This is a genomic window from Bradyrhizobium sp. CCBAU 25360 (assembly GCF_028128695.1).
Taxonomy (GTDB): domain Bacteria; phylum Pseudomonadota; class Alphaproteobacteria; order Rhizobiales; family Xanthobacteraceae; genus Bradyrhizobium; species Bradyrhizobium ottawaense.
The window spans coordinates 104,108-127,939 of the sequence record NZ_LBJA01000035.1 but is presented as its reverse complement, the minus strand read 5'-3'; the positions used below and the strand labels follow the sequence as shown (position 1 = coordinate 127,939).

19 protein-coding genes, 1 tRNA gene and 1 pseudogene are annotated in these 23,832 nt (G+C 63.9%); 11 read left to right on the top strand and 10 right to left on the bottom strand.

Translation table 11 applies throughout. The annotated features are described in order from the left end of the window. Positions 1-64: 64 nt before the first annotated feature. Complete coding sequence (locus XH81_RS12415) at positions 65-979, top strand: DMT family transporter (protein ID WP_028139189.1); 915 nt, start codon at positions 65-67, stop codon at positions 977-979. A gap of 181 nt (positions 980-1,160) precedes the next feature. Here XH81_RS12415 and XH81_RS12410 read toward each other — a convergent pair whose 3' ends face one another. The 3 genes from XH81_RS12410 to rplU form a co-directional block, all read right to left on the bottom strand. Further along, positions 1,161-1,754: a GNAT family N-acetyltransferase gene (locus XH81_RS12410; protein WP_028139188.1), complete on the bottom strand. Its 594-nt coding sequence runs from the start codon at positions 1,752-1,754 to the stop codon at positions 1,161-1,163. A 153-nt stretch (positions 1,755-1,907) separates the two neighbouring features. Continuing rightward, on the bottom strand, positions 1,908-2,177 hold the full coding sequence (gene rpmA / locus XH81_RS12405) for a 50S ribosomal protein L27 (protein ID WP_008137923.1): 270 nt from the start codon (positions 2,175-2,177) through the stop codon (positions 1,908-1,910). Positions 2,178-2,280: 103 nt separating this feature from the next. Next, complete coding sequence (gene rplU / locus XH81_RS12400) at positions 2,281-2,667, bottom strand: 50S ribosomal protein L21 (protein ID WP_028139187.1); 387 nt, start codon at positions 2,665-2,667, stop codon at positions 2,281-2,283. A 332-nt stretch (positions 2,668-2,999) separates the two neighbouring features. Here rplU and XH81_RS12395 point away from each other — a divergent pair, with 332 nt between their 5' ends. The 4 genes from XH81_RS12395 to XH81_RS12380 all read left to right on the top strand — a co-directional run bounded on the left by XH81_RS12395 (position 3,000) and on the right by XH81_RS12380 (position 9,580). Next, complete coding sequence (locus XH81_RS12395; RefSeq protein WP_028139186.1) at positions 3,000-4,148, top strand: ROK family protein; 1,149 nt, start codon at positions 3,000-3,002, stop codon at positions 4,146-4,148. Positions 4,149-4,556: 408 nt separating this feature from the next. Beyond that, positions 4,557-4,646, top strand: a tRNA-Ser gene (locus XH81_RS12390). 448 nt (positions 4,647-5,094) lie between these two features. Further along, positions 5,095-7,038, top strand: coding sequence for an ATP-dependent nuclease (locus XH81_RS12385; RefSeq protein ID WP_271596215.1), 1,944 nt, complete (start codon positions 5,095-5,097; stop codon positions 7,036-7,038). A gap of 1,312 nt (positions 7,039-8,350) precedes the next feature. After that, the gene (locus tag XH81_RS12380) at positions 8,351-9,580 is read left to right on the top strand and encodes a hypothetical protein (RefSeq protein ID WP_157158079.1); all 1,230 of its coding nucleotides are present in this window, start codon (positions 8,351-8,353) and stop codon (positions 9,578-9,580) included. On the opposite strand, the gene XH81_RS12375 is transcribed toward XH81_RS12380, so the two are convergent. The 7 genes from XH81_RS12375 to XH81_RS12350 form a co-directional block, all read right to left on the bottom strand. Continuing rightward, entirely contained in the window at positions 9,552-10,847 is a 1,296-nt protein-coding gene (locus XH81_RS12375) for a tyrosine-type recombinase/integrase (protein ID WP_038949262.1), read from the bottom strand. The genes XH81_RS12380 and XH81_RS12375 overlap by 29 nt on opposite strands. Further along, positions 10,844-11,275 (bottom strand): helix-turn-helix domain-containing protein, encoded by a 432-nt coding sequence (locus tag XH81_RS38745; RefSeq protein WP_038949263.1) that lies wholly within the window; start codon positions 11,273-11,275, stop codon positions 10,844-10,846. Before XH81_RS38745 ends, XH81_RS12375 begins: the two co-directional genes overlap by 4 nt. A gap of 195 nt (positions 11,276-11,470) precedes the next feature. Next, the gene (locus XH81_RS12370; RefSeq protein WP_038949264.1) at positions 11,471-12,415 is read right to left on the bottom strand and encodes a hypothetical protein; all 945 of its coding nucleotides are present in this window, start codon (positions 12,413-12,415) and stop codon (positions 11,471-11,473) included. A 53-nt stretch (positions 12,416-12,468) separates the two neighbouring features. Further along, the gene (locus XH81_RS12365; RefSeq protein WP_271596214.1) at positions 12,469-13,596 is read right to left on the bottom strand and encodes an AAA family ATPase; all 1,128 of its coding nucleotides are present in this window, start codon (positions 13,594-13,596) and stop codon (positions 12,469-12,471) included. After that, the gene (locus tag XH81_RS12360; RefSeq protein ID WP_271596213.1) at positions 13,568-14,440 is read right to left on the bottom strand and encodes an AAA family ATPase; all 873 of its coding nucleotides are present in this window, start codon (positions 14,438-14,440) and stop codon (positions 13,568-13,570) included. The genes XH81_RS12365 and XH81_RS12360 overlap by 29 nt, the downstream gene beginning before the upstream one ends. Before the next feature lie 237 nt (positions 14,441-14,677). Then, complete coding sequence (locus XH81_RS12355; RefSeq protein WP_038949266.1) at positions 14,678-15,277, bottom strand: hypothetical protein; 600 nt, start codon at positions 15,275-15,277, stop codon at positions 14,678-14,680. 335 nt (positions 15,278-15,612) lie between these two features. Continuing rightward, positions 15,613-15,858, bottom strand: coding sequence for a helix-turn-helix domain-containing protein (locus XH81_RS12350; RefSeq protein WP_049806615.1), 246 nt, complete (start codon positions 15,856-15,858; stop codon positions 15,613-15,615). A 347-nt stretch (positions 15,859-16,205) separates the two neighbouring features. Here XH81_RS12350 and XH81_RS12345 point away from each other — a divergent pair, with 347 nt between their 5' ends. The 6 genes and pseudogenes from XH81_RS12345 (at position 16,206) to XH81_RS12320 (ending at position 23,806) form a co-directional block, all read left to right on the top strand. Then, entirely contained in the window at positions 16,206-17,690 is a 1,485-nt protein-coding gene (locus tag XH81_RS12345) for a TM0106 family RecB-like putative nuclease (protein WP_038949267.1), read from the top strand. Between the two features lie 163 nt (positions 17,691-17,853). Next, on the top strand, positions 17,854-19,131 hold the full coding sequence (locus tag XH81_RS12340; RefSeq protein WP_038949268.1) for a metallophosphoesterase family protein: 1,278 nt from the start codon (positions 17,854-17,856) through the stop codon (positions 19,129-19,131). After that, positions 19,131-19,721: pseudogene (locus XH81_RS12335) on the top strand (ATP-binding protein); the annotation flags it as partial. The gene XH81_RS12340 and the pseudogene XH81_RS12335, both read left to right, overlap by 1 nt. Before the next feature lie 2,853 nt (positions 19,722-22,574). Continuing rightward, entirely contained in the window at positions 22,575-22,829 is a 255-nt protein-coding gene (locus tag XH81_RS12330; protein WP_244429153.1) for a hypothetical protein, read from the top strand. 106 nt (positions 22,830-22,935) lie between these two features. Then, the gene (locus XH81_RS12325; protein ID WP_271596224.1) at positions 22,936-23,331 is read left to right on the top strand and encodes a hypothetical protein; all 396 of its coding nucleotides are present in this window, start codon (positions 22,936-22,938) and stop codon (positions 23,329-23,331) included. Positions 23,332-23,356: 25 nt separating this feature from the next. Further along, entirely contained in the window at positions 23,357-23,806 is a 450-nt protein-coding gene (locus tag XH81_RS12320) for a hypothetical protein (protein ID WP_038949272.1), read from the top strand. Positions 23,807-23,832 lie beyond the last annotated feature (26 nt).

Here is a 23,832-nt window from a genome sequence, read left to right as displayed (position 1 = left end):
CAATCCGTTCAATTCGCCGGATGCGGGCTTGTCCCTGTGGCTCATGCCATTACAACGGCGCTCGATGCCCCTGTTCAAGAACCTCTCAGCCTATGACGATCGCTCCGCGCGCCTCGCCGGCATTGGGCTGATGGTGCTGTCGATCTTCATGTTCTCGTTCGGCGACGCCATGGGCAAGTTCCTGGTCGGGACTTATTCGGTGGGGCAGCTCTTGTTCCTGCGCGCCTGCGCGGCGCTGCTGCTGCTCGCACCGCTGATCTGGCGGCAGCGCCACGATTTCGTCCGCCTCGAGCGGCCGTGGCTCCAGCTGTTTCGCGTCGTGCTGTCGACGCTCGAGGTCGCCGCCTTCTTCCTCGCCACCGTCTATCTGCCGCTCGCCGACGTCATCACCTATTATCTCGCCGGTCCCATCTTCGTCACCGCGATGTCGGCGATCTTCTTAGGAGAGAAGGTCGGCTGGCGGCGTTGGACCGCGATCCTGATCGGCTTTTGCGGCGTCCTGATCGCGCTGCGGCCGTCGGCGCAGACCGTCAGCCTGCCGGCGCTGATCGCGCTCGGCGGCAGCCTGTCGTTTGCGACCTTGATGCTGATCACGCGCAGCCTGCGCAAGACGCCCGACATCGTGATGGCATCCTCGCAATTCGTCGGCACGTTTTCGCTGGGCGCGGTGCTGTCGGCGTTTCACTGGGTGCCGCCGACGCCGAGCAGCCTCGTGATCTTCGCGCTGGCCGGATGCGTCTCGGTCACCGCGCTGTTCTGCGTCAACCGCTCGCTCAAGCTGGCGCCGGCCAGCGTCGTGGTGCCCTATCAATATTCCATGATCGTCTGGGCCGTGATCTTCGGCTTCGTTGTGTTCGGCGACGTCCCGTCAATGGCCACGCTCATCGGCGCCGCGATCATCATCGGGGCGGGGTTCTATATTTATCTGCGCGAGCGCGATTTGGGGCGCGCAAGTGAAGAGATCAATCCGCCGGCGTAGCCCCACCCACGCTGTCGTCCCGGACAAGCGCGCCTCAAGCGCGCGTAGATCAGGGACCCATACCCACAGGAAGTCGTTTTGCGAAGACTCGGAGTGGGAGCGTTGCCCCACACTCCTCCCTGTGGTTATGGGTCCCCGCCTTCGCGGGGACGACAGCGGTGATTGAGGACGCGCCCGCGCCCTACCTCACCCGTCTTGCACTGCTCCAGCTCTTCAGCGACGCCCACACGCCGCGCGAGAGGCGGAAGCAGTCGACCGGCGTCGAGGAGCCCAGCGCGAGGAAACGGTGCAGCTGCACGCCGCTCCACTGGAAGCCACACTTCTCCAGCACGTTGCGCGAGGCCGGATTGGTGACGCGCGCGCCGGCATAGAGGTGCTCGTCCTCGAACTCCTCGAAGAAGAAGTCGATCGCGCCGCGGGCGGCCTCGGTGGCAAAGCCCTGGCCCCAGTGCTCGACGCCGAGCCAATAGCCGAGCTCGGCATTGCCGGGCGTGGAGCAGTCGATGCCGACCATGCCGACCGGCCCGGTGTCGTGCTCGATCAGGAACACGGTCTCGCTGCCGAGCGCGGCGGTGGCGCGAACGAAGGCGACGGCGTCGTCCTGCGAATAGGGATGCGGGAGGCGGCGGGTGTTTTCGGCGACACGGCGGTCGTTGGCGAGCCGGGCGATGGTCCTGACATCGGCGAGGATCGGCCGCCGCAAGGTCAGCCGTTCGGTGGCGACGACACCAGGTCTCGCCTCAGCCAAGGTCGCGCTCGAGAAATCCTGCAACATGTCCGGCTCCGTGAAAGTCACTAAGTCAAAGTGAGCAAGTCAAAAGAAAAGGGGAGGCCGGTTTCCCGCCTCCCCCTTGGAGCCTTCGATCTCTTGCGATCTCTGGACTCCGCCGGTTTGGTAGGACCGGCGGACTCCAATTTGATCCACCGTCTATTCAGCCGCCTCTGCGAGCGGGAGCACCGATACGAAGGTGCGGCCGTTGGCTTTGGCCTGGAACGTGACGCGACCCTCGATCTTGGCGAACAGAGTGTGGTCCGTGCCCATGCCGACATTAAGGCCCGGGTGCCAGGTGGTGCCGCGCTGACGCGCAATGATGTTGCCGGGAATCACAACTTCCCCGCCGAACGCCTTGATGCCGAGGCGCTTACCCTTGGAATCGCGACCGTTGCGCGATGAACCGCCTGCTTTTTTGTGAGCCATGGCTCGTCTCCGAAATCCTGCGTATTTCTAGATCAATTCCTTGACGGAATCATTTCAAAATTTCTCACGCATCAATTCGTGAATTGGCGTGATCGATTTCGCGTTACTCGGCGGCTTCCGCTGCCGGCTCCTTCGCCACCTTCTCCCGCTTCGGACGCGGGCCCTTGGTGGGCTTGGCGCCATCGGTCAGGATCTCGGAGATGCGGAGCACCGTGATCTCGTCGCGATAGCCGCGCTTGCGGCGCGAATTCTTGCGGCGGCGCTTCTTGAACGCGATGACCTTGGGGCCGCGCTTGTGGTCGAGCACCTCGACCGCAACGGACGCGCCTGCGACCGTCGGAATACCCAGCACCGGCGTGTCGCCGCCGACCACCAGAACTTCATTCAGCTGAATGATCGAGCCGACTTCGCCTTCGATCTTGCCTACTTCGAGAACATCATCCGGCACGACGCGGTATTGCTTGCCGCCGGTTTTGATGACTGCGAACATCGTTTTTTTCTCCGTGTTCAATCCCGGCCTCGCGACGGATATCGTCGGGGTCGGCTTTTTGTCAGTCGCTATGGGTTTATGCGAGTTTTGTGCGGGCGGGAGTTATCCCTTTGAAAACCCGCGCAAAAACAAGCGGCGCGAGAAACGCCCCGCGCCGGTTGTGGGACTTATAGCCGCCGGCCGAGAAGAGTCAAGGAAAAGCGGGCGAAAAGCGCCCGGATTTGAAGGATTTGGCCCGGCTTGCGGTCTTCAGCCGAATCTCGACCGGCTTTGCAACAAACCGGTTCCCTCGCAGTTAGTCCGCCGGAACAGGTAAGCGGGCAAGGGCTCCCATGGCAACGGACGAACTGGTCAAGGCGACGGGCATCGCCCATCACGGCGCGGAGCGGCTGCCGTCGGTGGAGATCGACAGCTTCAACATCGAGATGAAGGACGAGGACGGCTTTCTCGGCGATCGCGCCAGCAAGGGCGCCTTCCGCGACATCCTCGACCGCTGGCGCAAGCCGCTGCGCAAGACCGGGGAGGACCCGTTCGGCAAGGAACCGTCGGAGGAGATCAGCAAGAAGACGCTGGATGCCATCCTGGTCGGCGACGACACCGAGGCTTCCGCGGTCGTGCACAGCGCGATCGAGGATTTCGCCCAGGAGCTCGCTTACGTCACCCGGCGTTTCCTCAAGACCAAGGCCTGGGCCAAGACCGAGCGCATCGTGGTCGGCGGCGGCTTCCGCGATTCCCGGCTCGGCGAACTCGCGATCGCGCGCACCGAGATCATCCTGAAATCCGAGGACTTCAAGATCGACATGATGCCGATCCGCCATCACCCGGATGAAGCCGGCCTGATCGGCGCGCTGCATCTGGCGCCGTCCTGGATCTTCGAGGCCCATGACAGCATTTTGGCCGTCGACATCGGCGGCACCAATATCCGCTGTGGCCTGGTCGAAACCGCTTGGAAAAAGGCAAAAGACCTGTCGAAGGCCAAGGTCGTGAAATCCGAGCTGTGGCGTCACGCCGACGATGAGCCGACGCGCGAAGGCGCGGTCAAGCGGCTCACCAAGATGCTGAAGGGGCTGATCACGGAAGCCGAGAACGAAGGCTTCAAGCTCGCGCCTTTCATCGGCATCGCCTGTCCCGGCGTGATCAAGGACGACGGCTCGATCGAGAAGGGTGCGCAGAACCTGCCGGGCAATTGGGAGAGCAGCAAGTTCAACCTGCCGGCGAGCCTGATCGAGGGCATCCCCGAGATCGGCGAGCACGACACCGCGATCCTGATGCACAATGACGGCGTGGTTCAGGGCCTCTCCGAGGTGCCGTTCATGCAGGACGTCGAGCGCTGGGGCGTGCTCACCATCGGCACGGGCCTTGGCAATGCGCGCTTCACCAACCGCCGCAAGGACAGCGGAAAGGACCGGGACACTACGGAGAACGGCAAGAAAAAGGCCAAGGAAAACAACAAGGACAGCGCCAAAAGCGACAAGGAGTAACCTTGACTGGTTAGGTTAAGGACCGGATTGCGTTGCGGCGCCGGGGCCGCACGCTAGGGTCGAACGGTCGCCTCACCCTGGCCGGCGAAGCCGCCCTTCCCAGCCAGTATTTCAATGAGCGGCACGGGACCGCCAGTGTTTACCGCGTCTGGCGGTCCCACCCCGTTTTTTACCAGACCCGTGATTCGGGACCCGCGCGCGGTTTCAGCCGGCGCGTCGGCTGACCGGCGGCCGTATTTCCGCAAAGTGCCGCCGAAATCCGCAAGTCAGCCCCGCCACCGCCGCGACATCGTGGGGTCCGGCCGGAAAACCGGTCTGATTTTCGCCCCGCGCGCCTTGTCTGGCCCGCCATCCTCGCCTATTAACGCCCCCAACCACAGGGGCCCTGCTCCTACCATGGCGCCTTCAGGAGAGGTGGCAGAGTGGTTGAATGCACCGCACTCGAAATGCGGCATAGGTGCAAGCCTATCGGGGGTTCGAATCCCTCCCTCTCCGCCAGCCCACCGCGACGTTCGAAAAACCCTGTAAAACAAGGGGCGCCGAGAGCCCCCGGATTCGTTGGGGGAGAACCGCGGTGGAGAACCGCGGGCCGTTCGAATTCGGCCCAAAGTGCCACCATTCGCTAGATGGCGAAAGCCGGATCTTGGGGCCGAAATGCCGGCATTGATGCCACGACCATCCCTCTAGGCTGATCGGCTTCGCCGCGAGCCTGACTCGTTGGATCGCCGGTCTCTCGAAGCTGCATACGAGGGTGCGATCCCCTTTGGCCGCTCCATCCCAAAAAGTCCCGCTGCAACAGATGGTTCTGCGACTTCGAGCTGAAACTTCGTTATCCGCCGGGGGGTATAACTGACGTACAAATCATGCACAGATCAGTGGCAGAAGGTCACTAGCTTCATCTCGCTCGCTGTGGTTGTTTTCAGCAGTATCGGGTGGGGGATTCGGCATGCGCATCCAATCGGTACGCATCAAAAATCTGCGCGCTTATCAGGATGAAACTGTCGAGTTCGATAGTTACACTTGCTTGGTCGGCGCAAACGGCGCCGGCAAGTCGACAGTCCTTTGCGCACTGAACATTTTCTTTCGGGAGATCGAGAACACATCAACCAACCTGAGCAACCTCGACAAGGAAGACTTCCACCGCGGTAATGTCGACGAGCCAATCGAAATCACGGTCACGTTCGCAGACCTTTCGCGGGAAGCGCAGGAAGCATTCGCAGATTACTACCGTCAGGGTGTGCTGATGGTCACCGCGCGGGCTGACTATGATCCTGCCAGCGGAGCCGCAACGGTCAAACAGTACGGCAACCGCCTGGCGATGGAGGAATTCGCGCCCTACTTCAAGCGGAACGGGGATGGGGCCAAAGCAGACGAGTTAAAAGCCGCTTACGCGGCGTTGAGGCAACAATTCACCGATCTGCCAGCAAGTGCCAAGACGAAGGGCGATATGGCCGACGCGCTCCGCGCGTACGAGGCAGAGCGGGTCGATCAATGCAAGCCGATCCCGAGCGAGGATCAGTTCTACGGCGCAACCCATGGCCAGGGTCGCCTCCGCGAGTTCGTCCAGTGGGTATACGTCCCTGCGGTGAAGGACGCGGCAGGCGAACAGGCAGAGGCAAAGAATACCGCCCTCGGACGACTGCTCGCCCGCACGGTTCGATCACAGGTCAGTTTCTCGGATCGATTGATCGAGCTTCGCGCTCAAGCCGAGGCCAATTACCGAGAGATGCTGGCTCTGCAGCAGGGAACACTCGACGACATCTCCCGCGACTTGCAGAACCGACTTGCGGAGTGGTCGCATCCCGAGGCCACCGCCAAGCTGCAATGGCATCAAGATCCGAAGTCATCCATTCGGATTGAAGAGCCTGTGGCCAGGCTGCTGGCAGGCGACGGAGAGTTCGAGGGTTCGATTGCGAGATTCGGCCACGGCATGCAGCGCTCGTACATCATCGCGCTGCTCCAAGGACTGTCTGTTGCGGACGCCGCCGGGCCCCGGCTGCTTCTCGGCGTCGAAGAGCCGGAGCTATATCAGCATCCGCCGCAAGCCCGACACCTGGCGTCAGTCCTTCAGGAGCTGAGTAGGAACGGCGCGCAGGTCATTGCATCGACTCATAGTCCCTATTTCGTGGACGGCACGACCTTCGAGCGAGTCCGTCTAGTTCGCAAACGTCGGAACGAGGGGCGGGCCACGGTGCATTCCTGTTCGGTCGACAGGCTAGGACAGCGATATGCAGCCGTGACCGGCGACCGCCCGACCGCTCAAGAAGGGGTGTTAGCCAAGCTCCATCAAGTCATGCAACCGCACCTTAGTGAGATGTTTTTCACTCCCAAACTCATCCTCGTCGAGGGTCTTGAAGACGCCGCGTATATCAATGCTTGGATGGTACTGTCGGAACGTTGGGAAAGCTTCCGCGCAAGAGGTGCTCATATCGTTGCGGTGAATGGCAAGAGCGAACTTATCCGGCCGTTGATCATCGCCCAACAACTGCAGATTCCGACTTTTGTGATCTTCGATTGTGATGGAGACAAGCTCACACACAACAATCCAGATCAGCAGCGATCAATAGAAGCAAGCCATCGGCGTGACAACAGTGCGCTCTTTCATTTGGCTGGCATGCAACAGCAGGATCCCTTTCCCACTGATGCAGTTTGGTCCGAGAGCCTAGTCGCCTGGCCGCATGACCTTGGAAAATGTGTGGAGGTTGATGCTGGAGCGCACTGGCAACCTGCTGGCTCGCGCGCGTCTGCCAATTACGGGAATGTTTCCGGCCTCAAGAAGAACACGCTCCATATCGGTGCAAGGCTCAAGGAATTGCAGAACCTGCGCGCGAATACGGCCACTCTCGACCGACTCTGCGAGACGATCCTCACCTTTGCTAACCGAGCATAGTCAAAGAGGGTAAGGTTCGCGAATGCGTCCGCACCTTGGTCACGACTGGCTGCAGGCCGGTCGTACCTCCGTCACATCTGCGACGAGGACTTGGCACTTCTGATTGCAATTCCGCAAGCCGATTTTGGATCAATCGAGGAGGATGGAGCAACCTCTGCGGGATCCTTGGCAAGTTTGTCTCCCACCACTTCGTTTTCACCGCATTTCCGACCATCGTCCACGAGGGAACGTTCCTTTTCCTCTCTTCAGTGCCCACCCTGCAATGGGCAGTCCGGAGCGGCGCGGATGTCGCCACCAATTGAGGAGTAGACAGTATGCGAGGCATCAGAGCCATCTCGGTCGATCCTGCCGCGCGGTCGATCACCGCAATCGAGACCAGCCGCGAGGTGCGATTGCTGCGCGACTTCTTCAGGCAGAAGCCGAAGCTGGCGGCTAGGCTGCCGAAGGGTGACTCGCTGCTTATCACAGCCATGGAGTATGGGGAGGCCTTCACCGTCGGCGGAACGCGCCCCTCTCATCGGTCCCGGCGTGATCGTCGGATGTCGGGCCAAGCGGGGCCACCGCTCGTCCGTCCGCATCGCCATCGATGACGTCGTCACGATGGTTCGTGGACCTCGGTCGAGATGCCCCCGCGGCCAGTGCTTCCCCCGCCGCCCGCAAACGTGGCGCGCCATCGTCATCGACGCGAAGCTGGGCCTCATCTAGCAGGAAGCTGGGCCTCATCTAGGAGAAGGTCATCGCCGCCCGCATGCCGGCGGCAGAGCGCCTGCTTGGCCGTCCGAAGACTGGTATATCAGGACTGCCGACGGGTGACTACCTGCTGTTGGTAAAGCCCGATCGGGACTACCACTGGCGGTCGAGGTAGGCCTATGACAACCTCTTTGGCCGATGTGTGATCGTGGGCTTCGATCCGAAGACAGACTACTTCGCGGACGTGGCGGTCGGCCGGCTCGAACCTTCAACGTTCATCGGGAGCGCGGCGCCGCCTGGAAGCTGTCGGGGTATGCCGCAGCACGCGATCACGGCGGCGAGCGATCGGACCGTAGGGCAAGCGAACGTGTGATTTCTCACAGGAACGAGTGCTCGGCCGACACAACCTTAGACCGTGTGGGAAAAGTGCGGGAAATTAATTCCCGTTCGGTGAATTTGTTTGCCGTTCGTTCCGCTACGGAAATCGACGGTTCAGGTCGAGGAAGTCCATATTTGGCGGGCATTAAGCCGATTTTTGTCCTCTTTGGGCAAAAGCGGTTTTGGAGACCGACGCTCTAATACCGGTTGCGTTCGACGCCGATGCCATCGGCGTCGAGCCCCCTTGCTCGGCCTCTGCGGGAAAAAAACGGGAAATTCCGTCCCGGCAAGCGCCGCGTTCAGCGAACGCCAACCTTTGCCGGTGCACGTTCGGCGGGAATTTCAGGGGCGCGCGGGCATGCCGGAGCAGGCTAGGCGAAGAGGAAACACGAGCGGTCGGCGCGGACCCAAGCCGTCGGGACTGCCGAAGCCGACGGTCAAGGCGGTGCGAGCGCTCGGCGACGCCCTGCTGCGCGAACGCGGTTCGCTCGAGGCGGTATCCGACGGGGAGATCGTCGAGGCCTTCCTGAACAAACCAGCGACCCGGCGGATGGTCCGGCTTTGGCGCAAGGATCGCGAGTCCTTCCTTGCGGCCGTCCCCGACGAGGTCCACCGGATGGCGCGCGACCTCTGGTTCGCGATGACAGAGGGGCGCCCACCCCCGGTCGCTGCGCCGCCCGTGCCGGCGCCCGACAGATCCTTCGCGGTCGCGCCGGCCGCCCCCCTGCCGCCCGGCCGGGATTTCCTCACGGGTCACGCCTCCCGCCGCGAAGCGAGGAAGGAAGCTCAGGCCGTGAATGCGCGGCCGGCGGCGTTCCGCCCGTCCGCGCCCAAGCCACGACGGAAGCCGAAGGGGGCCTGGGCGAATCCGCAGACGCCTGCCCGGCGCGAGCGCGCGTCGGAGAAACTGGAGCGGATAGAGCAGGAGGAGAAGCGGCGTCGGATCACCTTGGTGACCCCGGCGGATTGGCAACACGCCGCCGAGCCGAAGGCCGCGAGGCTCACCGCGTTGCTGCTACGCGAGCGCAATTGCGCCCTCCGGCCCTACGAGATAGCCGCGCACCTGAAGTCAAAAATCGGCTGGGAGGCCCGGGTTCCGTCCCGCAGGGTCGCCGAGGCCCTGGTTGGATCCAGCATGGGACGTGTCGAAGGCTCGTTCGGGCTGATCTGGTTTCTGGGCGAGCGCCCGCCCCGGCTTCGGACGCGACAGCGCGCCCACGAGCCGGTCGACACGGCGTGGGGGAGGCACAGGCGGCTTGCGCGGCTCGTCTTTGCGGACGTGGAGGAGATCGTGAGGAGCGCGCGCCGGGCGCTTGCGCTCGAGACGATCGAGAAGAAGATCGGGGCGGAGCGCCTCGCCGACTTCGCCCCGGACTGGCTCGAACGAAAAATGGACAAGGTTGCGCGCGACCCCGGTTCGAACATCCGGCGCACCGCGGGCGGGTTCATCTGGACCCCGAAGCTGCCCCGCTGACGGATGGGGCGCGGTTGGCCGCGGCCCGGCTCGCCCGCCGCTCCGCCTCGAACCGCAGCAGCGAGGCGTGGATGGGATCGACCGCGACGACGTTGCTCCCCGCGAGGGCCTCCTCAAGCTCGCGCTGGGCACGCGCGGCACGCGCACTCGCGCGCAGAAGCGCCGGGACGATGTCCTTCTGCTCAAGGCCCAGATAGTTCATGGTCGTTTTCCGGTCGCGATGACCCAGAAAGAGCTGCGCCTCGTCGATCCCGGATTCCTCGAAGACACGCCGGGCGGCTGTCCGCCTGACGTCGTGAAGAATGAGGTCCTGATCTATTCCGGCATCATTCCGTGCCTTCGCGAACTTGCGCTGGAGCTGTGGGTATTTCGCCTCGTAGCGCTCGCCCGCGGCGACGCGCACCGTGCCCTTCCAGTACGCGCGCTTGCACACGAAGGTGAAGATCAGGTCGGGATGCAGATGCTTGCGGCGGTCGAGGATCTCGAGTGCCTTGGGCGTCAGGCGGACCGTATGGAGGGAGTCGTCCAGGCCCTCGTCCTTGACGGCGAGCGTGATGGTCTTTTCGAAGACGGCGACGTCGTCCCACCTCGCCCCGCACAGGCAGTCGGCACGGAAACCGGTCTCGAGGTCGAACTCGAGGATGTCACGCAGATCCTGCTCGCTTGCGGCCATCAGATCGCGCTGCTCCATGGCGGAGAGGCGGCGCTTGCGGTGAGTCACCTTCTCCATCAACCCGATCTGCCCTGGATCGGGCTTGTTCGGGAAAGACGTGCGGAGATGGATCTCACCGTTCGTCTGGATCCGCAGCAGGATGTCCAGATACTTGTTGATGGACTTCGGCTTGTACCTGCCGTTCTTCAGCTGCCTGCCGCTGCCGCTCTCCCGCTTGGGCTGCACGGCGCGCAGCCGGCGGCGGATGCTCTTGTAGAAGGCGGCATCCATCTCGGAAAGCATGACGTTCGGTCCGGCCAACCGGACGGCCCTAGCGATCAGCCCGTCGGTAGCGTCCGCATCTCTCTTTCCCTCGCCCTCCTCCTCCCAGTAGACCTGAGCGGCCTCGTTCAGGGACATGTCGGCGACGGCCCTCGCCGGCGCGGCCGCGAGCCTTCTAAGCTCTTCGCGCTTCGCCTGCAGCCGGCGTACCGCCTCGTCGAAATCGTCCGTTTCGAGGCTGTCGCGGCATCTGATGCCCGCAACCATGATGTCCGCGCTGTAATTGCGCTGACCCGGCCGACGGCGAAGCCCGGGAACCTTCTTGCGCTTCAAGCTCTCTTCCTCCTTCCCGACGCCCTGCGGGCCGTATGACGCAGCAGAAAACCGATCCGGCCTTGCCGCTTCTTCTGGCCGCACCGGACGGGGGCGCCGAGGGTATCTAAAGACCTCTCGACCATCGGGGCGTAGAACGCCTCGATGTCGGAAAGTGCGAACTCCCTACGGATGCGCCACCGCCCGGTTCCAACGATCCGGGAACCGATCCTACCCTGCCGGACGTGCTTTCGCAATGTTTTCTGGTCCAATTTCAACAGCTTAGCCGCAGCAGCGAATCCGATGGTGTGCGCGGTTCCGAACGCCGCGAGCAGGCGCGCGCGAAGGTGGAGGTCGAATCCTTGGACGTTGTCGGGCGGCGGGCCGGCCGGCCTAGCCGCCGTCAAGGATTCGATATCTTCTCCCTCACCGGACCCGGTTGCCCGCATTTCGATGCCTCCCTGGATCGCACCGGATCCGGTCTCTAAGGGCTCGACCTCGAGGCTTCGATTTCAATGCCTCGGTTCTCGACGGATCCGGTATCGAAAATCGCAAACCTTCGCATCGGGTCGTTAGATCGAATCCTTGAAAACGATGTCCTCGTCTGCGGTTCTTCCTGCAGGCGGTCCCCGCCGCAGTGGCACCTACGCCAGCCAGACGGCCTGCGCAGGGTCGCGAGCCGCCCATCTACCCGCGCTGTGGGCTCCGGCCAGCACCTTGGCCGCGATCGAGACGCTCGGAAACGAAATCGCAACGGTGAGCCTGCGCCGGTCGACCACGCCGGGGATCGGAGCCAGCACGCCGGCCGCGAACAACTCATCCCGGCGACTGCGGGTCAGCGCGGGAGCGCTGTCGTTGATCGCCAGCCTGACCTCCGATCCGGCGCTCACGACAAAACGTCCGGCCGCCCAATAGCCGCGGGCGAACAAACCCCCGTAGCGCAATTCGAACTCCTGGCTGCCCAAAGGGACGGTGCTGACCCCGATGGTCATCGGTTCGCAATCCACCGGATCGGTCGGCTCGTCCGTCGGGATCTCGGCAGACGGCGGTGTACCGGCTGGCGCCGCCGTCTCGGCCTCCCCCGTTGGATGGAAGATTCGGCAGCCCACATCGTGCAGCAATCGGAGAGCATCGGCAGCGATGCGGTCGTGCGTGGCCCTTTCCGCGTCCGTGACATCGGGCTCGGGCGGATTCGCTCCCTTCCAGACCTTGACCACTCCGGCTTCGAGGGCGAGACGGGTCAACCGGAACTGCAGATCGACCGCCAAGAGCTTGTCGCAGCCGCACACGACGAAGCATTCGCGGGCGAATGCCTTTCCGGGGTCGGCCGCGTGTTCAGAAAGGCGGCGGCTGGGACGCCTGCTCTCGCCGAGGTACGCCGTCTCGCCGTCGGTGAGGACGTATGCGCCGCATGTGCTCAGCAGGCCGGCGGCCCCGACCGTCGGGAGATCGGACATCGGGAACGCATGCACAACGAGTCGGGTGGCGCGGTCGCTGATCCGGCGGTAGCCCCGGACGCCGCCAAACGGACGATGGATCACCGCGGACGATGGGCAGTCGGTCGAAGGATTCGAGTCGCTCGTGGGCATGTGCGCTCCATCTGATTGAGAACGGACGTAGGGTCTCCACCGGAGTCGGGCGCTTAGTCTCGCCGGTCGGGCGGCACCGATCGCAGACGCCTGCGCGCGCGGGGCGTGTCGGGCGCGGGCGGATGACGCGCGAATATCGCTCGCGCATCGTCGCCGGTCAGATGCCGCCGCTCAACCAGGGCGGCCGCGATGGCCTCGAGCGCCGACCTGTGACGGCAGACGATCTCAACGGCGCGCCCGTGCAGCCGCGCCAGATCACCGTCGACGGCCGCGCGCAACTCCGGGTCGGCCCGAAGCAAATCGATTGACGCATCCGGGTCCCCGAGATAAGCGAGGCCCCCGCCCAGGCCCAACGAGATCCGCAACGCCGCGACGGCGGCCGTCGCGGCGGCGAGGTCGCTTGACAAATCCCCACCGGCGTTGGCGGCGCAGTCCCCCGCGTAGATCGCCACCTCCGCCGCCCGGCCGCCGAGCTGGTGGATCGTCCGGTTCTCGATCGTCGTACGGGTCTCGAGCCCCTTGTGCCGGCGCATGAGGGTGCGGCCGAATGCGCCCGCGTTGCCGAGGACGTCGACGGCCACGACCTCGTCGACGCCGAGCGCGAGCGCCGTGACGACGTGGCCGGACTCGTGGTGCGCGATCCGCCGGAGGGTCGCCTCGTCGACGTCGGGGCGGGGCGCCAGCGCCTCCACAAGATCGTCTAACCGGAGCGCACGGTTGGCGCCGCGCGCCGCGCGCCTTGCCGAAGAGACCGCGGCGGCGATCTCGGCCGGCGAGCGGCCGACGCCGAGCTGACCGATCGCCGTCAGATCGACTTCCGGCAAATCGGCCCCGAGATGGTGGCGTGCGATCGAGACGATGCCGTCCGGGCCGGGCGGCCGGAAATGGATGACGCGGTCGAGCCGGCCCGGACGCAGCAGCGCGGGGTCAACGCGATGCGGATGGTTGGAAGCGGCCCAGACGAACACGGCCCGGCGCCGGCCCACGGTCGCGGAATCCAGCTGCAGAAGGAATTCGGCTATCACCGGGGTCCACCAGCTGGCCGAATTAGATTTCGAGTTGTCGTTAGTGAGGCTTTCTCTTGAAGGCAGTGCGTCCAGCTCGTCCCACAGGATAGCGCACGGCGCGCTTGCTTCGGCTTTTGCGAAAACCTCACGCACTCCCTTGATGACAGAATCCAAATATCCCGCAGACGTTGCTAAAATGCCGGAGATAGAGGCCGAAATCAGGGCCGAGGTGGTTTGCAACGATGCGAGCGAAGTATGTCTTGCCGAGTCCGGGCGGGCCTCCGAACAGCGCGTTGGTTCCGGCGCCCGTCTCGCTCCATATAATGCTGTTTTTCCGAAATCGACGACCGAGCGCCAGCCCCCATTCACGAGCCTCTCCGTATTCGACGGCATCGACGAGGTTGGGCAGCCGGTCCTCGCGCGGAGCTGCAAGCCGGTGCGCCGTGCGCCGCAGCCGCTCGGCGATCTGCATTGGGCCGGAGCCCGCGCGAAAGCCTGAAACCAGATCGTCGAAATCGAGCACACCCCAGCCTTCGATGGGCCCGTAAGGCGCGTCGGATTTCGTAAAGCGCGCAATCGCCGCGCCCAGGACTGCCGCGTCGGACCCGATCTCGACCGTCAGATCGGCGGCGGCGGCGAGCGAGCGCGGCAGGATGGAGGTCAGCGGCGCAATACCGACGACAAGCGCGCCTTTGGCGAGTTGGCGCGCCACCTCGCTGTTACCCGAGTCCGGCTTGTGGACCGTCCTGTTCGAACCGTCGCGGGCGACGATAATCGCGCGGTCGTTCAGGCGCCGGACCGCGCCTTCGATCGGCGCGACCCATGAAGCACCCGGCACGCGCACCACGATGGCGATAGCCTCGTCGCCCGTCAGCCGCGTCCGGACGGCAGGGGTGAGGGCAGCTTCGATGGCCGCGTCCGCGAGACAGCGCGCGGCATCCGGCCGGGTCGACCGCGAGCCGGTGTCAAACGGCTCTCCAGACTGTGGGAGACCGTCGTCGTGTTCTGTGTCGGTCATGGGTATTCTCCTTGGCGGTAGCGGCCTGCGGCAAGTCCCGCATCGGTGGGTCGGGATCGCGGTTCGGAAAGAGTGAGCGGAGCACCGACCGGGCCGTCGACATCCGCGGACGCCGCGGAAGACCGGCGGACCCGCGCTGCAAAAAGCCGATGCGGAGGGCGCCCGCTCCGTCCTGGGGGCCGGGCGGACGGGGGGTTACTCGACCGATCGGTCATCAGGCGCTCTGTCGGAGCGCAGCTACGAGCCGAACACCAGCGTCCGGGGACCGAGGGCCGCGGACTCGATGTCCAGCCGCAGCAAGTTCTCGCAGGCCAGCGCGCAGACTGTGGCCAGGAGATCGCGTCCCGGGCGTGCGCGACGCTCCAATTCGCAGATCCGCTGCGGCCCATGCTCGTCCAGCGCCATGCCGATCTTCAACCTGTCCATCAGCGTCACCTGGCGGCCTGCATGGGTCCAGACCGCGCGCGCGTTGGAGAACAGCGGTTCGCGGCGCACGTCGGCCGCGCCGCGCTCCAGCATCACCAGCCCGTGGCATCCGAGGACGTGCGCAAGGCAAGCATCCTCCTCGGGGCTGCGCTGCGGCCGGTCGCCGATCCGCAAGAGAAAGCGACCATCGTCCATGTGCAGCACCACGCCAGCGAGCGAAACCGGTGGGCACTCGACCTGCGGACCTGTCCTATAGTCGATCGTCCGGACGGAAGGCGTCAAGGACGCCTGCATCAGGGCGTCCAAATGGAGCGCGTCGTGCACCGGTATCGCCACGTTGCATTTGGCGCTGGTGAAGAACGAAGGTCGCGCCACCGAATGGCGGTCCTTCGGAAAGGTAGCGATGCGCATGCTCAGCTCTCCGTAATGTGCATGTTTATGACGAGGTTGCCGAACGATCTTTCTCTTGTGGGCTGGCATGCATGCCGCCCCTCGCCGACTCGAGGTCGCGGCGAAGGGTGGATGCAGCCGGTGTTTGCCGCTGTCGCGTCAGGAATTTTCGAAACGGTGTTCGGAGGAAGGTGAGCGTTTGGAACGCTCGGCGGTCGGGGCGATTGGGCTCGCGCTTCGTTCTTTGTCCTATTTAGCGTACAAAAAAAATGCGCCGAAGCTGTGGCCAGCGCAATGTATCCTGACGGATCGGAAGTTGGCCGGGTCGGTGCGGGCGATATCTTTCGATAGGGGGCTTAAGAGTCGGTGCCGAGCAGGTCGGCGGGTTCGACGCCGAGCGCCTTCGCGATCCGGGAGAGGGATTCCAAGGTCGGGTTGGCCACGCTTCTCTCGATGTCGCTCACCAAAGCCCGCCGTACCCCGGCCGCTTCGGCCAACTCGGTCTGGCTCATCGTAAGCGACCGTCTCAGATCCTTGACCTTGCGGCCGAGCGCGGCCTTCGTCCGCCTCTCCGCTTTGGCAAAGGACTCGGATCTACCCACTCGCCTGCTCCGCCGGTCCTTCGTCCATGAGGGGATGACCGTGATCGCAAGAGCAGTGCCACAAAACGGTCGGACACTCCACGGGCAATCGCCGACTTCCGCCAAGGATTCGTCTGGACCTCGATGGCCGCTCGCCCCGCGGAAGGACGGCGACGGAAGTCGCGCATGGACCGAGGACATGCGGCGCAGAACCCTAGATGGCGGGATCATGAGCGCGGCAAGCGGCGATGCGATGCCGATGGCCTCTTCAGCGTCCTCCAAGCGGACGCGGGTAAGGGCCATCTTCCGATCCGTTGCCGCCCGGCGATCCGCTGCGGCAAGCTGCTCGTACCGGCTGTGGAGCGAGCATGAAGGTAACAGCGTCCATCCTCTACGATCTCGCCGCATGCCCGCGGCGCGTCGCGCTCGACGCCTTCGGCGACGTCGCGAGGCGAGACGAGACGAACGTCTTCGTCAGGCTGCTGTGGGAACGCGGCGCGCGGTTCGAGAGGGAGACCGTCGCCGCGCCGGGAGATCCGTTCGTGGACCTGTCGAATACCGCCGAGATCGACAGGCAACGGCTCACGTTGGAGGCCATGGCGCAGGGCGCTCCGCTGATCTACGGCGGCCGGATAAGCGCGGCAGATCTGCTGGGCATGCCCGACCTGCTACGCAAGGAGCCTGGCGGTTATGTGCCGGGAGACATCAAATCCGGCCGCGGCAAGGAGGGTGGAGGCGAGGGTCGAGACGGCAAGCCGAAGCTCAGCTATGCCGTCCAACTAGCCTGCTACGTCGACATTCTCGAGCGTCTCGGTCGGTCGGCCGGACGGCGCGCCTTCGTGTTGGACGTTCGGGGCGACCGGGTCGAGTACGATTTCACCAGCCATGCGGCGGGCAGAGATCTTTGGGGCGACTACTTGAAAACGCTCGCCGCGGCCCGCTCGATACTTGCCCGCCGGACCGTCCCGCTGCCTGCCTATGGGGGTGTGTGCAAGCTTTGCCATTGGCATTCGTGCTGTCTCGACGAGCTCACCGACGCGGACGATTTGACGCTGATCGCTGACCTTCGGCGATCGGACCGCGACGCTATGCACGAGCGTATCCCATCCATAGCAGCCTTCGCGGCCATCGATCCCGACTGCTTCACCAGAGGCAAGAAGTCGGTTTTCCGAGGCATCGGGGCCGAGCGCTTCCGCGCGTTGCAAGCTCGGGCCGCGCTGCTCAAGAAGCGTGAGCCGAAGCCCTATCTTAAGACCCCCATAAGGCTCGATGCCGCCGCGTTGGAGCTGTTCTTTGATGTCGAGGTCGATCCGCTGCGGAATGTGTGCTACCTCCACGGCGTCGTCGAAAGACGGAATGGAGACAGCACTACCGAGCGCTACGTCTCGTTCTTTGCGGAGGACACGTCGTCCTTGGCGGAGCGCGATGCCTTTGCGGCGGCTCTCGATTATTTCGCGCAGCGAGACGCAGCTACAGTCTATTACTATTCGAAGTACGAACGCACCGCTTACCGGAATCTTCAGCGGAAATATCCGGAGATCTGCTCGTCGGAAGACGTGGATCGATTGTTCAGCCCCGCACGCGCAACGGATCTGTACGGAGACGTAGTCCTGAAGGCCACTGAATGGCCGACCAGAGACCGTTCCATCAAGACGCTGGCCCGATATCTAGGATTCACCTGGCGCGACCCGAACCCATCCGGCGCGGCCTCGATTGAGTGGTACGATCGGTGGTGTACCCACCGGACTTCCGAGCTCAAGCACAGAATCCTCGCGTACAATGAGGATGATTGCCGCGCGACTCGTGTGCTGCTGGACGCGATCAGAGCTCTTGCTGTGGGCCAGGAAATGTAGAGCTTCGATTGGCCGCGCTGACCACCCATGGCATCGAAGGCTGTCGAGGTCCGTTTTAGCTCCTGGTCGGCTGCGAATATCGAGGATATCGACACTCTCGCTGAACCCCCCCGCTTCCGAGGTGCGGTAAACTCCGCTGATTCGAAAAGAAGCGAGCTGTTAGATGACTGCCTACCGTTTTGTCCATGCGGCCGACATCCATCTCGATTCGCCTTTGCGCTCGCTCGCCCTGCGTGATCCCGCGCTGGCCGAGTTCATCGGTAACGCCACCCGGCAGGTCTTCACTCGCATCATCGATCTGTGCATCGAAGAAAAGGTGCAGGCGCTTCTGCTCGCCGGAGATCTCTACGACGGCGATCAGACGTCGATGAAGACCGCGCGGTTTCTTGGCGAGCAACTTCGCCGATTGGATGCTGCTGGTATCGACGTCTTCATCATCCGGGGCAACCACGATGCTCTCTCCAGGATCACGAAGGAGCTCGTCTTTCCGCCGAACGTGCATCTTTTCGGCGGACGCGCCGAAGCGGTCGAGATAGAGCGGGACCGCGGAGAGCGACTCGTTGCAATACACGGTCTCAGCTTCGCGAAACCGCACGCCCCCGAGGGTCTCCTCTCCAAGTACCGGCCACCGGTCCAGGACGCGACCAACATCGGACTGATGCATACCAGTCTTGGCGGCTCACCCTCTCACGACGTGTACGCGCCGTGCTCCACCAGCGACCTCCTTGGATCTGGCTTCCGCTATTGGGCGCTGGGGCACATACACAAGCGATCGACGATCGAAGGATCCTGCGCCATCGTGATGCCCGGTATCCCACAAGGGCGGGACATCGGCGAGAGCGGACCCAAGTCCGTGACGTTGGCGAGTGTGCTAGACGACGGCTCGATTACGCTCGAGGAGCGGATCGTGAGCCTGGCCCAGTTCGAGTGGGTCATACTTGATGCTTCCGGAACGGCAACTTGGCACGATCTGGTCGCGCGGCTCGATACGTCGCTTGAGGACGCTGCGACCCGATCCGTCAGCGATCATCTCGTCGTGCGGCTCGCGTTTTCCGGAACGACGCCGTTGGCGTGGAACATGAGACGGGACGCCGATCTCCTGCGGACCGAGGCCGAAACTCGCGCGAAATCGCTGGGCGACGTATGGATCGACAAGCTCGAAATCGACTGCCGGCGTACGCAATCTGGCGCAACAGCGAGTACCGACCAGCTAGATGCTCTTCGAAAGACGATGAACGACGAGGTCGCCGCATCGGAAGGCTTCCAAAACGAGGCGACCGACACGGTCAAGGAGCTGCTGGCGCAGTTGCCGCCTGAGTGCCGGCGAGCCATCGCTCCGGACGAGGCCGCCCTCGAGAATCTTGTCGCGCGGCTCGCGGTAGAGGGCGCGGAAGAGGTCCTGGCGCGCCTTTCGATCGGCGACTCGGATGGAGCGCGCTGATGCGCATCCGCAAACTCGGACTTCGTCGGTACGGCAAGTTCACGGACGCTTTCATCGACTTCGGTGACCGGGTCGCGGGTTGCGCCGACCTGCACATCGTCTATGGGCCGAATGAGGCCGGGAAATCCACCGCGATGTCGGCGTGCACAGATCTGATCTTCGGCATCCCAGCCCAGAGCAGGTTCAACTTCCTTCACCCCTACGCAGCAATGCGTATCGAAGCCGAAGTGGAGACCTCGGGCGGGATCCGCAGGTTCTGCCGCATCAAGCGTCCTCACAACAGCCTGCTGGACGAGGCCGACAATCCGGTTCCCGATACGCTGCTTCCCGGCGAACTGGGAGGCCTCGATCGCGGCGCCTACCACACCATGTTCTGCCTCGACGACGAGACCCTAGAGGCCGGTGGGGAAAGCATCCTCGCCAGCAAGGGCGATCTCGGTCATCTACTGTTTTCTGCAACCGCCGGTCTGGCCGATCTCAGCGCCCGTCTCGGATCCGTGCAGGCGGAAACGGAGGCGTTCTTCCGTCCAGGGAAGCGATCGGGAGGTCTCATCGAGCTCAAGAAGAATTTGGCGGCTCTCAACGAGGAGCGGGAACGCATAGATACCCTCGCTACCGAGTACGCCCGCCTAGTGATCCAGCGCGACGACGCGGCCGCGTCCTACGCCGAAGCCATCGCGCAACGTAGCCGCACGCAGGCACGGATGGATCAAGTGCAGAGCTTCATCAACGCCTTGCCGCGGTTGCGGGGCTTGCGCGCCCTTCGCACCGAACTGTCTCCGCTCGCACGGTTGCCCGTCGCACCGTCGTCGTGGGGGCGGGATCTTCCGGCGTTGACGAACCGCGAGACGGCCTTGGCGGCGCAGATGCGGTCAGCGACCGAGACCATTGTCGCTCTGCAGCGTGAGCTCGATGGGCTCGTCGTGAACGCCTCGGCTTGCGCCATGAACAGCCGCATGGAATTGCTGACGGACCTGCGGGCACGGTACGTCACGGCGGCGAAGGACCTTCCGGATCGTCGGCTCGCCCTTGGACTTGCCGAGCAGAAGATCGCTCATGTTTTGACGCTGCTAGATCGGACGTCCGAGCAGGATCCCGCGCGACTTCTCCTTTCCACCGGCGTGACCGGATCTCTCCGTGACCTGATGGAGCGACGCTCGGGCGTCGAGGCGGCTCTTGCATCTGCCGAGGCCGAGTTCGCCAAAGCCGAGGGTGCGCTTGCGGAGGCCGAGGCGAGAGTATGCGAACACGGGGCGGGTCTTGACGAGGCGACGATTGCCGTCCTGTCCGCGACCATCGCGAGCGCCCGACAATCGGACGACGCGGCTCGGCTGCGGGAGGCCGACCGGATGCGCCGCGAGCGTGAGGACGAATTCGCCGATCGGCTGCGCGAATTGCTCCCCTGGACCGGTGGCAGGGACGATCTGTTCGCCGTTATGGTGCCCGAGCCCGACCAGCTTCAGCGTTGGGCAGCGGCCGAAACGCAGCTTTCTCGCGAGATCGACGCCGCGCAACTAGAGTTCGACCGCATCGACACGGAAGCGAAGCGCCTCGAGGCGAAGATTGGAGCGCTTGGCGCCGCCACTGCCGTCGTCAGCGACCAGGAAACTGCGGAGGCCTGGTCCGCCCGCGAAGCCGCCTGGGCCGAGCACAAGAAGGCACTCGACGCAGGGACGGCCGCCGAGTTCGAGACCGCGATGCGGAAACTGGACCTGATCACGGAACAGCGATCCCGTCATGCCTCCGCAATCGCGGACCTCAATCGCGCGCTTCTAGACAGTGCCGATGTTCGCACGCGGCGGGAGCAGGTCCAGCGGCACCTGGAAGAAAGTCTCGCAAGACGTGCGACGTTGATCATGGACGTCGAGAAGTCGCTTCGAGCCGTAGGGAACCGGCTGGACCATACTGTGGGTCTGAGCGGTTTGAATCTTTGGCTGCAGAAGCTCGACCGCGCGATCGGGGCCGAGAGAAAACTCGCGGCAGCCGAGCGAGAATGGCAGCAGGTCCAGGACGCCGCCGCCTCTTCGTGCGAGCGCCTTGCCGAGATGCTCCGCAGGTCGGGCCTCGAGGTTCCGCGGAGCGACGACATGGCGGCGATGCTGTCCGCGGGACAAGCAGCTCTGGATCGCGCAGCAGGCGCCAAGAACCTACGAGCGACCCTCGAGGATCGAAGGCGGGACCTGAACTTCCGCGAGACACGGCTCGAGGAGGCGAGGCTCGCAGACCGATCATGGCGCAAAGCATGGCAAGAGGCTTGCGCGGCATGCTGGCTGGGCGAGCGCGGCAGAGCAGCTACGACCGCCGTCGTGCGAGAAACCTTGGAGGCGCTTGCCGTATTGGGATCGGCGCTGGAAAGGAAAGCAGAACTTGCCGATCGCATCGCGAAGATGCAGCGCGACCAAACCCAGTTCGAGGCCGAGGTGGAAGCGCTCGCTGGAGCGATCGGCCTCGCCCGAGGTCGCCTTGACGTACTGGCACTCTGCGAAGAAATCGTGAACTCCATCGCCTCCGAAACGAAGGCGCTGGAGCGTCGGCAAGAACTCGAGCAGCGGCTCGGCAAAGAGCAGGACAAGGCTCGCTCGCTCGGAAATGACATCGCGGAGGTGCAGAGCCGAACGGACCTCATGATGAAGCACTTCGATGTCGGCTCCCTCGCGGAAGTCGAAGGTTGTCTGCGCTCGCTCGACCGCAGGTCGGACCTCCAAACGCGTCTGGAGCAGACGCAGCGAGAGATAGTCGAGGTGATGAAGGTCGAAACGATCGAGCAGGCCGAAGACGCCCTCGACGCGCTACAACAAGGTTCGCTGGAAAGTGAACTGATCGAACTGAAAGCACGGTTCGAGGACGAGGACAGCCGAACCCGCGATCGCTTCGCTGCACTCGACAGGGCAGAAGCCGGCATAGCCGGGGTGGGCGGCGATGCGGCGGTGGCCGTCCTTGAATCCAAGCGACGCACGATATTGCTCACCATCGAAGAGCAGGCGCTCGAGTATCTCAAACTGAAGCTTGGGATGGCCGGCGCCGAGAGGGCCCTGCGGGCCTATCGCGAGCGTCATCGAAGTTCGATGATGGCACGGGCATCAGGGGCATTCGCACTGATCAGCCGTGGCGCCTACTCAGGACTCGCCACTCAGCCCTCGAACGGCAGCGAACTCCTGATCGCAAAGGGATCCGACGGCGGCTCGAAACTCGCTTCCGAGCTGTCGAAAGGAACGCGATTTCAGCTTTACTTGGCGCTACGTGTCGCCGGCTATCACGAGATCGCACAAGCCCGCTCGCCAGCCCCCTTTCTTGCGGACGATATCATGGAGACATTCGATGACTTCCGGGCGGAGGAGGCCTTCCGCTTGCTTGCCGCGATGGCCCGCAGAGGTCAGGTAGTCTACTTCACCCATCACCGTCATCTCTGCGAGATCGCGAAAGTCGTTGAGCCTTCCGTCAAAATTCACGTCCTGAAGACCCAGTCGCTCAGGGGATGGGCCGTGTCTGTTCTCAGAGAGGCTGGCGCGATCCGGGAGTGCGAGGAGCATGGTTGGATGCAGGACGTCGGCGACCCGCATGCCCGCGAGCGAGCTTTGGATACCGCGCGTCGGGAGCCGCCGGCCGGGTTTTCCGACAGCGCAGCCATAGCTCTGGTCGGTGAGGTTCTGGAGGATTTCGGCGACAGGTGCCCCGAATGCAGCCGAGCATCGGGGTGAGGTTCCGGCAAGCCTCTCTCGGCGCTTAGGACGACCGCATAAGTTTATTTGCCCTGCGGGTTCTCGTCCCACTCGACTCAATGTTCTTGTTATGTTCTATTCCAGCATGAGCGACCGACCCGCGAGCTGGCGCATGCCGAGACCGAAGCAGATGGATAAAATGGCCGCTCTCGTCGGCAGAAAGATACCGCAGAAGCCCGGTTTGGCGCCCAACAGCGATCTACCGGCAGAGTACTGGCAGGCAATACTGGACGACCCTCGAGCCGATGGGCGGTCGGTCCCCTCCGGAGCGACGCTGCGGCTCAGCCAAATTCCGGGACATCTCTTGAGAGTGGGATGCCGCCGCTGCTCGAGGCTGGTCGAGATCCAGAAGGCAGACGCCGTGCGCCTCTATAGTCGTGAGGCGCTCTGGAAGGATGTCGCGCGGCGGCTCTTGGACAGTACCTGCGCGGAGCGGACTGGGCGACATGAAGAAGACGGCTGCTGGCCTACGCTCGAGTAGCCGTCGGCGCGGCCGGGATGTTGCTATGCCACCGAAACATCATCCGACGCCACTTTCCGGCGGCGATCGCAAGGCGCTCGCCAAGGAGCTCGGCCGCTCGCGCGCTATGACGACGATTCTTGCGACGCAGGCCGGCGAGACCCGTGCCAAAGGTGAGGCCCTCATTCGTCAGGCCGACAAATTGCTCTCCGAGTCGTGGAATGAACGGATCTGGGCGGACGGCGGGCCGATCGACCCTTCTCCCACGATCGACCAAGCCATCAACGGCGGCTATAGCTGGCTACAGATCGAATGCTCCCGCTGCAAAGCCGCCCGCGACGTCGACATGGCCACGCTGCGCCATCCGCCGACCACTTTCGTCCACGACCTGGCCAGCCGACTTCGCTGCAGCAAGTGTGCAAAGGCGGAACGACGACCGGCCGCCACCCTGCTGCAACTGGCGGTGCGGGCGCGCCATCCGGACCAGGAGATTTGAAGACTTGTGCTGGTGTGGACGGCCTC

Excerpts from the sequence above, each read along its gene's own strand:
- XH81_RS38745 (WP_038949263.1), bottom strand. The coding sequence starts at position 11,275 with ATGCGGGCAACCGGGTCCGGTGAGGGAGAAGATATCGAATCCTTGACG.
- XH81_RS12370 (WP_038949264.1), bottom strand. The coding sequence starts at position 12,415 with ATGCCCACGAGCGACTCGAATCCTTCGACCGACTGCCCATCGTCCGCG.
- rpmA (WP_008137923.1), bottom strand. The coding sequence starts at position 2,177 with ATGGCTCACAAAAAAGCAGGCGGTTCATCGCGCAACGGTCGCGATTCC.
- XH81_RS12355 (WP_038949266.1), bottom strand. The coding sequence starts at position 15,277 with ATGCGCATCGCTACCTTTCCGAAGGACCGCCATTCGGTGGCGCGACCT.
- XH81_RS12345 (WP_038949267.1), top strand. The coding sequence starts at position 16,206 with ATGAAGGTAACAGCGTCCATCCTCTACGATCTCGCCGCATGCCCGCGG.
- XH81_RS12395 (WP_028139186.1), top strand. The coding sequence starts at position 3,000 with ATGGCAACGGACGAACTGGTCAAGGCGACGGGCATCGCCCATCACGGC.
- XH81_RS12360 (WP_271596213.1), bottom strand. The coding sequence starts at position 14,440 with ATGACCGACACAGAACACGACGACGGTCTCCCACAGTCTGGAGAGCCG.
- XH81_RS12320 (WP_038949272.1), top strand. The coding sequence starts at position 23,357 with ATGCCACCGAAACATCATCCGACGCCACTTTCCGGCGGCGATCGCAAG.
- rplU (WP_028139187.1), bottom strand. The coding sequence starts at position 2,667 with ATGTTCGCAGTCATCAAAACCGGCGGCAAGCAATACCGCGTCGTGCCG.
- XH81_RS12325 (WP_271596224.1), top strand. The coding sequence starts at position 22,936 with ATGAGCGACCGACCCGCGAGCTGGCGCATGCCGAGACCGAAGCAGATG.
- XH81_RS12385 (WP_271596215.1), top strand. The coding sequence starts at position 5,095 with ATGCGCATCCAATCGGTACGCATCAAAAATCTGCGCGCTTATCAGGAT.
- XH81_RS12410 (WP_028139188.1), bottom strand. The coding sequence starts at position 1,754 with ATGTTGCAGGATTTCTCGAGCGCGACCTTGGCTGAGGCGAGACCTGGT.
- XH81_RS12340 (WP_038949268.1), top strand. The coding sequence starts at position 17,854 with ATGACTGCCTACCGTTTTGTCCATGCGGCCGACATCCATCTCGATTCG.
- XH81_RS12415 (WP_028139189.1), top strand. The coding sequence starts at position 65 with ATGCCCCTGTTCAAGAACCTCTCAGCCTATGACGATCGCTCCGCGCGC.